The organism is Bdellovibrio sp. HCB117, assembly GCF_047305915.1.
Classification (GTDB): domain Bacteria; phylum Bdellovibrionota; class Bdellovibrionia; order Bdellovibrionales; family Bdellovibrionaceae; genus Bdellovibrio; species Bdellovibrio bacteriovorus_B.
This window is the reverse complement of record NZ_CP178622.1, coordinates 3,126,832-3,139,257: the sequence shown is the minus strand read 5'-3', so window position 1 is coordinate 3,139,257 and position 12,426 is coordinate 3,126,832. Positions and strand designations below refer to the sequence as shown.

Sequence of the window (12,426 nt, the reverse complement as noted above, 5' to 3'; positions counted from 1 at the left end):
CTTTGTGAAGAACGTTTTCAGTCGGATCATAGCAGCAATTTCAGTATCTGTGTTGGCAGCCTGTGCGCCGCAAACAGATTCTGCTACGGAAACGGGCAGCGTCCGAGTTTTAGCTCCTATGAGCAACTCGAAAGGCTCCTACTCTCTGGATATATTCGAATTGAAGGGCATCACGGATCTGCAAACCGTGGCCGGTAAGTTTGTGCGTTTCTTCTTAAGCCCTCGCATCGCCAATAAACAATTACAAGGTTCCGCTCCTCAAGGTCGTTTCATTAAAAATTCGGATGGAGCTTTCATTCCTGCCAATGAAATGACTCAGCAATTAGTTACAATCTATGCGCACACGCAAAGACTGGCGCTTTTGGATGAAGAGTTAGGAGCTGGTGGAGTGAACAAGTGGCCTCGCGATGTCGGTGTCGCTGTGAAGGTTCGTGGCGGTCTGACGAACAACGCTTTCTATGATGGCAATACGGACTCCATGCTTTTAGTTCCTTATTCTTCAGAAGGTCTTCCAATTCCTATCAACGGTGGGATCTTGGCTCACGAACACTTTCATTCTTTGTTTTATAAACTTGTGATGGGTGACGAACGCGCGCAAATTCATGATCGTGAAAACTTCTTAGAGCGTGCGATCGTAGAAGATCTTTCTGTTCGTCACCGTCGTCTTCTGCCTATCAGTACGGGCGAAGAAATGAGCGAAGCCCAAATGCATATGTACTATCACCTGGCGATCATTCGCGGTTTGAATGAAGGTCTTGCTGATTACTGGGGCTGGATGTACACCGGAGACCCTGATTTTATCGCGCAGTCTTTGCCTTCTGAAAAAGCGACACGTTCTTTAAAGGTACGCGATGAGAAATCCGTAAACTCATTGCCGTCAGTGGAAAATATCAAAAGGTCTTTAAATATCTTTTATTCCGGGGCTGCTGATAAGGCGCGTTTCTCTGACTACGTTACGGGTTATGCGTATTCATTGGGAACGCAGTTCTCTCGCGTTCTTAAACGTTATACGGACATTTACTCTAAAGCGCGTGGGATCGAAGATCTTCAAGCACGTAAAGACATCGCAAAGTTGATTGTGAAAGTTCTGCCGAAAATGAAAGACGACTTCGATAAGCTGGATTTGAATTATTATACGGCTGACAAATTTTTGAAGTCGATGTTTGCCCTGAATGAGAGTTACCGTGAAGAAGAGTGTCAGTTCTTAGCTGAAGTCATTTCTTCCTCAGTCGCAACGACGGAAGAAGCGCTGACTTGCGAAAAGATGGCCGAGTCTGAATTCAAATTGGTGCCTAAAGTGGAAGTTGCTCCGGTTGAAACACCTTCAGTCACAGAAAGCAGCTTGCAATGAGAGTTCTTGTTTTCCTCGCGTTGGTAATTTCTTCTTCTGTGAGCTGGGCGCAGGAATCACGTGCAAGAATGCCGAAGGTGACTCCGGAAGCTCCCTCTTATCTGACCGTCAATCTGATCAATCCCGAGATGCGCTATGAGCGGGCAAACTCGCAAGAGATCGAAGATGTGAAGCCTTTAAATTTCTCTTTTGGTTATCAAAAAAAACGTCTCAGTTTTCTGGCTGAATATGCGCGTTACTCTGAAGATTCTGGAAACGCGACTTCAAGTATCGAGCGCACTCATCAAGAACTTTTGGTGTGGGGTCGCTACCATCTAGTTAATAAAGTGCAAAACGAATTGTCTGGCGCCTTGTATGGTGGCGTTGGTTTAGGTGGCTATCAAGAAGAAGTGAAGACAACTTTGATGGGTGACAGCCGCACCGATAAAGAAAACATCAAGATGATGTCGGGACTCTCTGTCGGTGGCGAAGGAGCTTATCGACTTCAGAACTTTGGTTTTGTTGCCGGTGTTGAGGGGCGCGCCCTTATCGCATCGGACTTCGACCCAAATCCTGTGTGGAGTGTCGTGATCCGCTTGGGTGTGCGCTTCGCTCTCTAACCATAGTCTAATGTTAACAAAGTTGTTTCCACGTTCCGTGTTCTCGCGAAAAATGAGGACATGAAAACATATTCTTTATTCGCCTTAATTACATTATTCAGTGTTATTACCGAAGCAAGAACATGGCAGAAGATAGACATTCCGGGCACCCATTGTGGAAATGGGGAAGTCTATAGCGTCTATCTTGATCGCAAAGACGATGACAGGCTGCTGATCGAATTCATGGGTGGGGGAGCCTGTTGGTCGGAAGGTACTTGCTACGGCTCAAGCCCATTAACTCGTCTTGCTCCCTTGCCGGGAGATCCCCAAACCACTGTGATGGCGCAAGAAAAGCCCAGCAATCCGTGGCAAGAGCATTCGGCCCTCTTCTTTCCTTATTGCACGGGCGACGTTTTTGCCGGAACTCACGAGGCTCACTATAAGACCGGAGCGACTCTCTATCACACGGGTGCCACGAATGTCGCAGCGGCTTTCGCTTATTTAGATCAACAGCGGATCATCGACTTTAAAAACCTTTCCGAATTGACAGTGTGGGGATGGTCCGCCGGAGCGATTGGGGCTCTTCTGCACACGGAAACGATGCGACCTTACCTAGGGGTCGGTACACGTAAAACAATTATTGCTGACAGCCCGGGATTGCATTTCGGAAAAAACTTTTGGAAGAAGTTTACTCCTTTACTGACTCAAGACTACCTTGCGCAATTTGCGAAAATTGGACTGATGGCATCCGTCGACGATGGGTTTATAGCTCCGTTGATGGGACCTGTATTCGCAAAATTGTCTGATTGGAATATTGGTATTATGCAGTCGACAAAGGATATGGTGATGTCGATGGTGTTTGGCAACATCACGCCTGAAGCTCATCGCACCTTGGTGTTAGGGCCCTCGGGAATCGCCGTGATTGCCGCTCCCTTTGCCAATGTAAAAACATGGGTTGCGGATGTCGTCACTCACACCTTTTTGCAGCGGGACCAGACAGCGTCAGTGAAAGATATGAAAGGCGAAACAGCGTGGGACTTTGCCTTGAGGGTTTACGGGATAAAGAAAAACCCCGTGATTTCTCACGGGGTTCATCAGGATTTGAAAAAAACGATTCGTGTATCTGTTATTCAGTGATTCGTTGAACGATCGCCGAACCTACTCTGCTTTTCGTAAGAAGTTCAGTGCGGTAAGACTGAGCTTCTTTTTGAGTCGCAAACTGACCCACGCTGACGCGGTAGTATTGTTTGCCTTTGATATTAGCAGGTACGTAGAACGCGCTGTAACCTTTACCTTTAAGATCCGAAGCCAGTTTTTGAGCTTCAGCTTCATCCGTGTAAGAAGCCACTTGCACAGTGAATTTTCCTACAGTGTATTGAGCAACATCTTTAGGAAGTGAAGAAGGAAGACGCTCTTCTTTAGTCACCGTTGTGGCTTTTTCCGTCGCTTCGTGAGTTGTTGGAGCTTTTCCAGAAGCGATGTTTTTCGCCGCTGAAGAAGGCTCTTCCGTTTTAGTTACTGGAGAATGCTTGTCACCTTTAGGATTTGCAGGCTTCGCTGTTTCAGCTTTTGGCTCTGTCTGAGTTTTTGTTTCAGCAACTTCGCCGTGAGCATCGTGACCGACAGTTTTTTCATCGTGAGAAGCGCCGTGGCCTTCTTCACCATGAGGAGCCGCTGGAACTGGAGCCACTTCGTCAGCCACGAATTCTTCTGCAAGCTTTGCGATCTCTTCATCCGTCATCTGCCCAGATTTAGTTTCGCCATGACCGTTGTTAACAGACGCTACTTCACGTTCGCCGTGAGCATTGTTTTTTTGCGGTTCAAGAGCCGCCAATTGATGTTGGTTGTCACTGTACTTTTTGCCAACGAATGTTCCTACAGAGAAGAACAACAATGAAACAAAAAATACTATCGAAAGCTTCACAACCGCGTCTGTTTTAGAACTCATTTTTTCAATCCTCATGTTTAAACTCACTTGAGTTAATATGCTCTGATTTTTACAAAGCATCTCTAAAGTTTAAGGCCCTTCCTTTGGCCCTTCAATCATGTTAGCTTTAAGTCTCGGAACTGGTCAATAATCAGAAGAAATGTTCAAAGGGAAAACCGTGGAAAATGGCGCAAAATCAATGGATTGGAAGCAGGTCTTAAGTACAGCAATCAAGGCTGTCAGCTTGGGGCGCGAAGTGCTTCTCAATTATTTCGGTAACTTAGAACATATCGAAGAGAAGTTCCAAGCCGGTCTAGTCAGTGAAGCCGACAAAGAATCAGAAAGAGTCATCGCAGAGCATCTTAAGAAAAATTTTCCGACAATTGAGTTCTTGGGCGAAGAAAGCTTCGCCGCGAAAAGCGCGCCCGGGGCGAAGGTCGAGGTGAAGCCTGCCGGACCGGAAGGCCGTTGGATTGTCGATCCGTTGGATGGCACAACAAACTACATTCATCGCTTTCCGATTTTCTGCATCAGTCTTGCCTTGGAGATGGATGGAAAAATTCAACTCGCGGTGATTGATGTTCCCATGCTGAATGAAACCTACACGGCGATTCGCGGCCAGGGTGCTTTTGTTAATGGCCGAAGACTTCGCATTTCTAAGAATCAGGAATTTAAGAAAGCTTTGCTTGCGACTGGCTTTGTTGCTGAACACGAACATGTCATCGCAGAGCAGTTGAAAATCTTTGATGAGATTGTTCGCAAATGCCGTGGCGTTCGTCGCCCCGGTGCTGCGGCTTACGATCTCACTCAAGTGGCTCGGGGAGTTTTTGACGGCTATTGGGAGCGAAATATCCAGCCTTGGGATGCGGCTGCGGGCATTTTGCTAGTGGAAGAAGCTGGAGGCATTATTCAGACCTATAAAGGGAATGAATACAATCCTTATAAGAACTCGATCGTTGCGGGAAACCCCGCGATCGTAAAAGAAATTCAAAACATCTGCCAAAAGCACCTGCAATCACATACACATTGATCAACTAGGTAGCGCAATTCATTTTGCGCATAATAAAAAGCTTACTATGTCCATTCAAGTTTTGAAGATCCTCAATTATAAAGGGCCATCAAGCGAGGACATAGTATGAAAACTTTTGTAACTTTCATTCTCATTGCGCTGACAAGCTCTCAAGTTTTTGCTGCGGACGCTTGCAAACGTAAAGTGGCTAAAGCAGCCGTTCAGCAAGCCCAACTGGATCGTGAAGAGTCTGAGATTCAACCCCCTGAATTGCATTTACTTTCTTCGGAGTTTCAAGGGAACAGATTGATTTCCGTTTACGAAGCCGATCTTTTGCACTGCACGCCGGGCGATTTAGATGCCTGTGGAAGTCTGACTTATGAAGTCGTGACGGCAGAAACAAATTCAACATGTCAGGTTCTAAGAATCTACATGACAGGCGAAGAATAAATTTTCAGAGTTTTTTTAAAATGGAGGCGGCGACTTGTCTTCCTGTCTCCATGGCTCCATGAACAGTTCCTTGAGAGGATTTTTTCGCAAAGGCCTCACCGGCAAGCCAAATTTTTTCCTGAATGGGTTCTGTAATACGGTGACGAGATTTTTTTCTTTCAACACCGGTGTAGCTGTAGGCTCCTAAGCTGAACGGGTCGCGGCTCCAATTGTAGGTGTAATAGGTTTCTAGATTTTCAATCAAATAGTTTTGAGATTTCCGTGTCATCTTTGAAAGAGTAGAAAGAGCTTTAAAGGCTCGCTCTTGCGATGTCCAAGTTGCCATCTCCCAAGCTTTTGGGCCGCCTTGCCAGGCAATGAGGATATTGTTGTGAATAGGCTTCTTTGTCCACCAGGTTGGAAAGTAGTGATCGGGACCTGCTCGCATAAAGACGACCGGTTCCTTTGACAGTTTCTCCCAAAACCGCTCTTTGAATTCAAAAATAATTCTTTGTACATGACCCATGTGGTAACCCTGCAAGGCCTCTGTAATTTCCGTCAGGGCCGGCGCAAACTCGATGCGCGATAGGGGCTGATTGTTTTGCAAAACCGCTAAAGGAACCGTGACCACCACATGTCTCGCTTGGAATCGAACGCCCTGTTTTTCTTTTGTATTCGTGGTGACGATGACGTGCTTTTGCGACCATTCTATTTTTTTGACGATATGCTGAAGATGAACTAGGGCATTTATTTTTTGACCAAGCATGTTTTCAAAATAGCTCGCGTATCTTTGCAAAGGCCGAAAGGCACCGTCACCACCGATTTCGCCTTCGTCCTCTTGCTCTGCAAGGGCTAAAGACTTTTCTCCAATGAGCTCAATATCTGCTCCTTGGAACCCTTCAACATAGGCTACGAAGGATTGGCGATATTCATCGGGAACATTTTTAAGAGTCTTTAAAAAATCTGCAACGCTACGATCGTTCTTTGGATTGGCATTCAGTTTGTTAATGATCTTTCCGAACTCTTTGTCGAAATTTTTTAAGGGAACCAAGCGGCGGCCTTTTAAGAATAAATGCTTTTCCGGTGCCGTGACGAATGAGCCATTCTGCTCTTGGATAAGGTCGTCGAGAATAGGATGTACCCCATGCAGAAACTCAGCACCCAGTTCAATGGGTTCTATGTCGTGAGGTAAAGAATAAATGCGGCCGCCCACACGATCACGGGCCTCTAGAACACAGACTTTTTTGCCAGCGCCTGAAAGGTGACGAGCACAGGTCAAACCTGCGGCGCCGGCACCGACAATGATGACGTCATAGATCTTACTTGCGGCCATATTGAGATTTTAAAATATGCGAAGAAGGGGAACAGTTGAATTAACGAGGAAGTGTTGACTCTCAAGAAAGGCGACAACGGATCGCTGTCGCCTGAAATATCATATTACTTTTGAAGGCGAAGGCGGTAAGAGCCAAAGCTTCTGATTTCTTTTTGGTAGTAACCATTTGAAGCGCGAACTTCGACAGTGGCACGTACAATCACTTCGAAGTCTTGAGGGTTTTCAGCTGTTTTATTCACGCTTAAAGATTGTGTTTGCGCACTCAAATTTTCAACGTCAGCTAAATTAAGAACTGAAACCACCTGATAGTTTTTATCAACGACCAAGGCTTCGTAATTTGAATACGTCAACTCAACCGCGACATTGTTATCTGCAATATAGTTTTCACGAGAAGGATTCGCGTCCATCACCCAGCGAGAGTCTTCACAGCGAACAACTGAAACTTTTAAAGATGCATCGAGGTCTTTTTGTGAGTTTGTAGCATTGATCAACTCAACCTGAATAGCCTTGCTACCTAAAGAGCCGTTGGTTTTCTGATTGCCTTGGCAGCGTACGATAGAACCATCAAATGTTTTGTAAATTTGCGCCGTTTCGGCAGAAGCCAGTTGAGTTCCCAATAAAGCGGCAAGAGTAATGAAAAGTGTTTTCACGAAAGCTCCTTGTGAGGAGGTAGTGATAGCAAAACCTCTAGTCAAAATAAAGGGAAGTTCGGAGGGCTTTGAAAGGTTTTTACGGACGTCTAAGACATAGTCTTTTGGGAGCCAGAAATACCGGTAATTTGAATGGAGTTTGATGCATTTGTTAGATGAAGGAGGCGCTTTTTGAAGCCGCCTCCTACGGGTGGCTCCCTCTAGTGCGAGAGCTTGTTTTTCATTTTATCAATGCCTTGATTTACCTTATCCGCGCCTTCGCGGTATCTCTCTTCCATGGACGACATAAGGTCGTTCACTTGTTTAGAGGCTTCTTCTTTCGTTAAACCCATTTTTTGTTGAACTAGACCACTCAGCGCTTCAGAGTTGCCTTTAGTTCTTTGGATCTCGTCGTCTGTGAGCTCGCCCCATTTTTTGCGAATTTCGCCAGAAATCTCTTTGATTTTTCCTTGGAAAATGTCCTTATTCATAACGACCTCCTGGTTGAGTTTTCTTTAAATAGGAGACCGTGGCTCAGCCAAATAGTCAAATCTTCGCGCCAAAACTTTGACTACTGTCAGAGAATTTCTTCTCGGTAACATTTTCCTGGGCGGCAAAATTTGCCTTAGATCAAATATGTTGGTTGCGATCTCCTAGACCTCGACCATGGTTGCGTTGGCATCCGAGTTGCTTTGTTTTCTGTCAGGACCACTCTGTGGTCTTTCATCATGGAGGATGAATGGCTGAAGAAAAAGCGGCAGCAGCGGAAATGTCAGCTCCGAGCGGGGGATCTGGACAAAAGCCTATTCTACTTATTGCCCTAGCGGTTATCAATATGTTGGTGGTCGCTGGCGTGGGTTTTATGCTTTATCAAGGTAAGAAAAAAGAAGCAGCAGAACCTAAGATTGAACAAGTCATTAAAGGTGAAGCCGAAGCACAACATAAAGAAGCCACGGAAGAAAAAGAAATCGTGGGTAAGGTTGTGCCTTTAGAAACATTCATCGTCAATTTAGCAGGATCAAAAGGCCGTAAGGTCGCGAAAGTAAATATGGAACTTGAGGTCAAAGGTGACCACGTTCTTGATGAAATCGAGAAGCGCAAGGCGCAGATCCGCGACATCATTATTATCATTCTTTCTTCAAAGACTTATGAAGACGTTGCAAGTCGTGAAGGTAAAGACGGATTAAGAAACGAAATTAAAGACACGATCAACTCTTTCCTAGTGCAAGGAAAGATTTCAAACGTGTTCTTCACTGAATTTATCTACAACTAAGGCAGGACTATGAATCAGGTTCTTTCACAAAGTGAAGTGGATGCTCTGTTAGCTGCGGTCTCTGACGGAGATGTCGCGTCGTCGGATACGTCCAAGCCGGAAGCGCAGAATGTCGGTAAAGTGGATGAGCGTAAGATTGTTTCTTACGATCTTACCAGCCAAGACCGTATTATTCGTGGTCGTCTTCCTCAGTTGGAAGTTATTTACGAAAAATTCATGCGTGCTTTCCGCGTTTCTTTGTCTTCAGCACTTCGTAAAATCGCCTCCATCACTTTAACTTCCACTGAGTTTTTAAAATTCGGTGAGTTTATTAATACGCTTCCAATGCCGACATGCATGAGCGTTCTACGTTTTGGTAACTTGCGCGGTTCGGCTTTGTTCGTGATTGAAAGTAAATTGGCTTACGCTTTGGTCGACAGTTTCTTCGGTGGTGCGGATCGTCCGTACACGAAAATTGACGGTAAAGATTTTACGCCGATTGAACTTTCGATCGTGCAAAAAGTCGTAGGTCTTGCAATCAACGATCTTGAAGCCGCGTGGGCATCTATTGAAAAAATCGGTTGTTCTTTTGTTCGTACCGAAGTGAATCCTCAGTTCGTAGGTATCGTGCCTCCGACAGACGTGGTTATCGCTTCGACATTCGACGTTGAACTTGAAAACGCGACAGGAACGATCTCTATCGTAATTCCTTACGCGACCATCGAGCCGATCAAACAAAAGCTTTCAACAGGCTTCCAGGTCGAATCAGATCAAACAGATAAAAAGCTTTGGACTTCGATCATTCAAGAACAACTTCTTGAAACAGATATGGAAATCAAAGTGAACCTGGGTGAAACAGAAATCAAACTTCGCGACATGATGAACTTGAAAGTCGGCGACGTGATTCCATTGGATCAGGACGCTTCCGGAGAGTTCGACGTGACGGTCGAAGGTGTAAAAAAGTTTAAAGGTTATTACGGAATCCATCACGGAACTGTGGCAGTCCAAGTGACTCGACCGGTGACAAAGTAGTAGGGGGATAAAATGAGTGACGATACATTGGACAACTTAGCAGATCAGTTGGTGGCGGAAGCAGCCGGTATGGCAGATGGCGGAGCGAAAAAAACTTCTGCAGCTCCAACAGGCCAAAGCGATCGCAACTTGAACTTGATCTTAGACATTCCATTGAAAGTTTCTGTGGAATTGGGTCGTACAAAGATGCCGGTGAGTGAGCTTTTGAATCTGACTCAAGGTAGCGTTATCGAATTGAATAAATTGGCGGGTGAGCCGATGGAAGTTTACGTGAACGACAAGTTGATCGCACGCGGTGAAGCCGTGGTCGTCAACGAAAAGTTCGGTGTGCGTTTGACGGATATCATTTCTCCAGCTGAGCGCGTGGAACAACTTAAATAAGGTAGAGGTTTTAGATGCGTTTGTTGCTTTCTTTACTTTTTGTATTTTCAGTTTCTGCTCAAGCGGCAGATTCAGCAGCCACGTCTTCTGAACAAACAGAAATTTCTGCTCCGGCGGAAGCTGGTGTCGTGGCGCATGAAGATGGAAAAATCGACAATCGTAAAGAATCCGAGATTCCATTGAACTTGGATAAAAATAAGAAAGCAGCATCGGAAGGCGGCGGTTTCTTCCGCATCCTTTTCACTCTTTCTATCTTGGGCTTGGTCGGAACAGGCGCTTTTATTTTCCTTCGTAAATACTCTGTTCCTAAAGCTAAGAAACACCAAACTCAGATCAAAGTTTTGCAACAGCATTTCCTAGGTCCTAAGAAAAGCCTGGCGATTGTGCGTGTAGCCGGTGAGTCGATCTTGATCGGTGTGACAGATCATAACATCTCTATGATCAAATCTTTGTCCTTGCTTGACGAAGAAGTGCCTGAAGAAACTCCGCAAAGTTTCGGTAAGGTTCTGGGTTCAAAAGCTTCTTTCGATGAAGATTCTCAGGAAGAAGCTTCAGCTCCTCGTAAAAAAGCAGCAGCTTCTATTGAAACGGACGATGAGTTTGCGATCAGCGGCATCAAAGATATCGTTTCTAAACGCCTTAAAGGAATGAGGTCTCTTCAGTGAGAAAAATGAATTGGACTCTTTGCAGTCTTGTACTTTTGCCCCTTGTTCTTTTATTCACTTCCTCCGCATTTGCACAAGTCACACTTCCGACAGTGAATTTGGGTTTCAAAACAACTGACAACCCGAATGAGGTCGTGAACGCGGTTAAATTGATCTTGATCATGACGGTGCTGACTTTAGCGCCGGCGATCTTAATTATGATGACGGGTTTTACTCGTATCATCATCGTTCTTTCTTTCTTAAGACAGGCAATGGGTGTGCAACAAATGCCTCCAAACCAATTGTTGGTGGGTTTGGCTTTGTTCCTGACATTCTTTGTGATGCAACCTGCTTTTAATGAAATGAATCAAAACGGAATTCAACCTTACTTAGCAGGAAAAATCTCTCAGGATGCGGCGATTGAAAATACGCTTGCTCCTCTGCGTAAGTTTATGTTCCATCAAACGCGCGATTCGGATTTAGCTTTGTTTATCAAGCTCTCTAAAATCGATGCGCCTAAGACACGTGCGGATGTTCCGACGATGGTTTTGGTGCCAGCGTTTGTCGTCTCTGAACTTAAAACAGCCTTTCAAATCGGCTTTATCATCTTCCTTCCATTCCTTGTTATCGACATCGTGGCGTCCAGCGTTTTGATGGCGATGGGTATGATGATGCTTCCTCCGGTAGTAATTTCATTACCCTTTAAAATCATGCTCTTTGTCCTTGTGGATGGATGGGGTCTTCTCATCGGTTCGATGGTTAAGAGTTTCGGATAGAGGTGAAAGATGACAGACGAATTAGTAATTAGACTTGGACAAGATGCTTTAAGAACAACGGCGATGCTGGCCGCTCCGCTTTTGATCAGCACGCTGGTGGTAGGTTTGGCCGTGAGTATTTTCCAAGCCTTGACTCAGATCAACGAAGCGACTTTGACCTTCATTCCCAAAATGATCGTGGTGGCTTTGGTCTTTGTCTTAGCCGGTCCGTGGATGATGGATGTGATGAGCACATACACCGTCAATCTTTTTGAAAACATCGCTGTGATGGTAAGGGAATAGATGATCAACTGGAGCACGATGACAGAGGCACAGATTCTGCTTTTTGCGTTGGTTTTCCTGCGCATGATCGCCTTTGTTATTTCTTCAGCGGTCTTTGGCTCTCCGACAATCACGGTTCCGATTAAAGTTCTTCTTTCTATCGTTCTCAGCGTTCTTTTATTCCCTTTGGTGAAGGTTGGAAACGTCGATTACGCATTAGTTTCCAATGAAATCATCGGCTTAGCTATCCGCGAACTGATCGTCGGATTAAGCATCGGATTTTTAACCCGCCTGTTCTTCTTCGTAGTCACAATGACAGGGGACTTGGTTTCCATGTCCGTGGGTTTAAGTGCATCTCAGATGTACAACCCTATGTTGGGCAGTAACGGGAACGTTATTGATCAATTCTATTCAACTTTAGGAACATTGGTATTTTTAGCTATTAACGGTCACCACATGCTTATTAGCGCGATCGCGCAAAGCTACGATCTGATTCCGGTCAGCTCGCTTTCTCTGAATGTGGGGCCTTTCGCCGAAATGGCTGCTTACGGCCAAGACGTCATGCTTATGGCAATCAAGATGTGTGCACCGGTGATGGTGACCATCTTGTTAGTAAACGTAGCGATGGGGATCTTAGGAAGAGCAGTCCCCCAGATCAACGTCTTGGTAACAAGCATGCCCGTAACAATCATGATCGGTATGGCAGTGGTGTTTTTGTGCCTGCCTTTGATGACGATGGAAATGCAAAGTGTAGTTGATATCACTGCTAGCAAATTGTTCGCGGTGATGAAACACTTATAGTAACAAGCTTTTAAGTTCTAGGA

Annotated in this window: 15 protein-coding genes and 1 pseudogene; 12 read left to right on the top strand and 4 right to left on the bottom strand. The window is 45.3% G+C overall.

Features of this window, described 5'->3' with window-relative positions:
• Window positions 1-4 precede the first annotated feature (4 nt).
• The 3 genes from ACLWBD_RS14845 to ACLWBD_RS14835 are packed head-to-tail and all read left to right on the top strand — an operon-like array spanning window position 5 to window position 3,066.
• Window positions 5-1,351, top strand: a complete 1,347-nt coding sequence (locus ACLWBD_RS14845; protein WP_063205137.1) for a hypothetical protein — start codon at window positions 5-7, stop codon at window positions 1,349-1,351.
• A complete protein-coding gene (locus ACLWBD_RS14840; RefSeq protein ID WP_413568768.1) occupies window positions 1,348-1,950 on the top strand; it encodes a hypothetical protein in 603 nt (200 codons plus the stop codon). Before ACLWBD_RS14845 ends, ACLWBD_RS14840 begins: the two co-directional genes overlap by 4 nt.
• Window positions 1,951-2,010: 60 nt before the next feature.
• Window positions 2,011-3,066, top strand: coding sequence for a pectin acetylesterase-family hydrolase (locus ACLWBD_RS14835; RefSeq protein WP_063205135.1), 1,056 nt, complete (start codon window positions 2,011-2,013; stop codon window positions 3,064-3,066).
• Here ACLWBD_RS14835 and ACLWBD_RS14830 read toward each other — a convergent pair.
• On the bottom strand, window positions 3,056-3,877 hold the full coding sequence (locus tag ACLWBD_RS14830; RefSeq protein ID WP_413568766.1) for an SPOR domain-containing protein: 822 nt from the start codon (window positions 3,875-3,877) through the stop codon (window positions 3,056-3,058). The genes ACLWBD_RS14835 and ACLWBD_RS14830 overlap by 11 nt on opposite strands.
• A 139-nt stretch (window positions 3,878-4,016) precedes the next feature.
• Here ACLWBD_RS14830 and ACLWBD_RS14825 point away from each other — a divergent pair, with 139 nt between their 5' ends.
• Both ACLWBD_RS14825 and ACLWBD_RS14820 read left to right on the top strand, forming a co-directional pair.
• Window positions 4,017-4,886 carry an inositol monophosphatase family protein gene (locus ACLWBD_RS14825; RefSeq protein WP_413568765.1) on the top strand — a complete coding sequence of 290 codons (870 nt, stop codon included), beginning with the start codon at window positions 4,017-4,019 and terminating at the stop codon, window positions 4,884-4,886.
• Window positions 4,887-4,991: 105 nt separating this feature from the next.
• Window positions 4,992-5,315, top strand: a complete 324-nt coding sequence (locus ACLWBD_RS14820) for a hypothetical protein (protein WP_063205134.1) — start codon at window positions 4,992-4,994, stop codon at window positions 5,313-5,315.
• A gap of 4 nt (window positions 5,316-5,319) precedes the next feature.
• Here the strand turns inward: ACLWBD_RS14820 and ACLWBD_RS14815 are convergent, their stop codons facing one another.
• The 3 genes from ACLWBD_RS14815 to ACLWBD_RS14805 all read right to left on the bottom strand — a co-directional run bounded on the left by ACLWBD_RS14815 (window position 5,320) and on the right by ACLWBD_RS14805 (window position 7,747).
• On the bottom strand, window positions 5,320-6,627 hold the full coding sequence (locus ACLWBD_RS14815) for a flavin monoamine oxidase family protein (protein WP_413568763.1): 1,308 nt from the start codon (window positions 6,625-6,627) through the stop codon (window positions 5,320-5,322).
• Between the two features lie 104 nt (window positions 6,628-6,731).
• Window positions 6,732-7,277, bottom strand: a complete 546-nt coding sequence (locus ACLWBD_RS14810) for a hypothetical protein (protein WP_063205132.1) — start codon at window positions 7,275-7,277, stop codon at window positions 6,732-6,734.
• A gap of 200 nt (window positions 7,278-7,477) precedes the next feature.
• Window positions 7,478-7,747: a CsbD family protein gene (locus ACLWBD_RS14805; RefSeq protein WP_063205131.1), complete on the bottom strand. Its 270-nt coding sequence runs from the start codon at window positions 7,745-7,747 to the stop codon at window positions 7,478-7,480.
• A 248-nt stretch (window positions 7,748-7,995) separates the two neighbouring features.
• On the opposite strand from ACLWBD_RS14805, the gene fliL reads away from it, so the two are divergent.
• The 7 genes and pseudogenes from fliL (at window position 7,996) to fliR (ending at window position 12,403) form a co-directional block, all read left to right on the top strand.
• Complete coding sequence (fliL, locus tag ACLWBD_RS14800; protein ID WP_063205130.1) at window positions 7,996-8,529, top strand: flagellar basal body-associated protein FliL; 534 nt, start codon at window positions 7,996-7,998, stop codon at window positions 8,527-8,529.
• Between the two features lie 9 nt (window positions 8,530-8,538).
• Window positions 8,539-9,540, top strand: coding sequence for a flagellar motor switch protein FliM (gene fliM, locus ACLWBD_RS14795; RefSeq protein WP_063205129.1), 1,002 nt, complete (start codon window positions 8,539-8,541; stop codon window positions 9,538-9,540).
• A gap of 129 nt (window positions 9,541-9,669) precedes the next feature.
• A pseudogene (gene fliN, locus ACLWBD_RS14790) lies at window positions 9,670-9,921 on the top strand (flagellar motor switch protein FliN); the annotation flags it as partial.
• 14 nt (window positions 9,922-9,935) lie between these two features.
• Window positions 9,936-10,586 carry a FliO/MopB family protein gene (locus ACLWBD_RS14785; RefSeq protein ID WP_063205127.1) on the top strand — a complete coding sequence of 217 codons (651 nt, stop codon included), beginning with the start codon at window positions 9,936-9,938 and terminating at the stop codon, window positions 10,584-10,586.
• A gap of 5 nt (window positions 10,587-10,591) precedes the next feature.
• Window positions 10,592-11,341 carry a flagellar type III secretion system pore protein FliP gene (fliP, locus tag ACLWBD_RS14780; RefSeq protein ID WP_063206561.1) on the top strand — a complete coding sequence of 250 codons (750 nt, stop codon included), beginning with the start codon at window positions 10,592-10,594 and terminating at the stop codon, window positions 11,339-11,341.
• A gap of 9 nt (window positions 11,342-11,350) precedes the next feature.
• Window positions 11,351-11,623, top strand: coding sequence for a flagellar biosynthesis protein FliQ (gene fliQ, locus ACLWBD_RS14775; RefSeq protein WP_041870835.1), 273 nt, complete (start codon window positions 11,351-11,353; stop codon window positions 11,621-11,623).
• On the top strand, window positions 11,624-12,403 hold the full coding sequence (gene fliR, locus ACLWBD_RS14770) for a flagellar biosynthetic protein FliR (RefSeq protein ID WP_063205126.1): 780 nt from the start codon (window positions 11,624-11,626) through the stop codon (window positions 12,401-12,403).
• Window positions 12,404-12,426 lie beyond the last annotated feature (23 nt).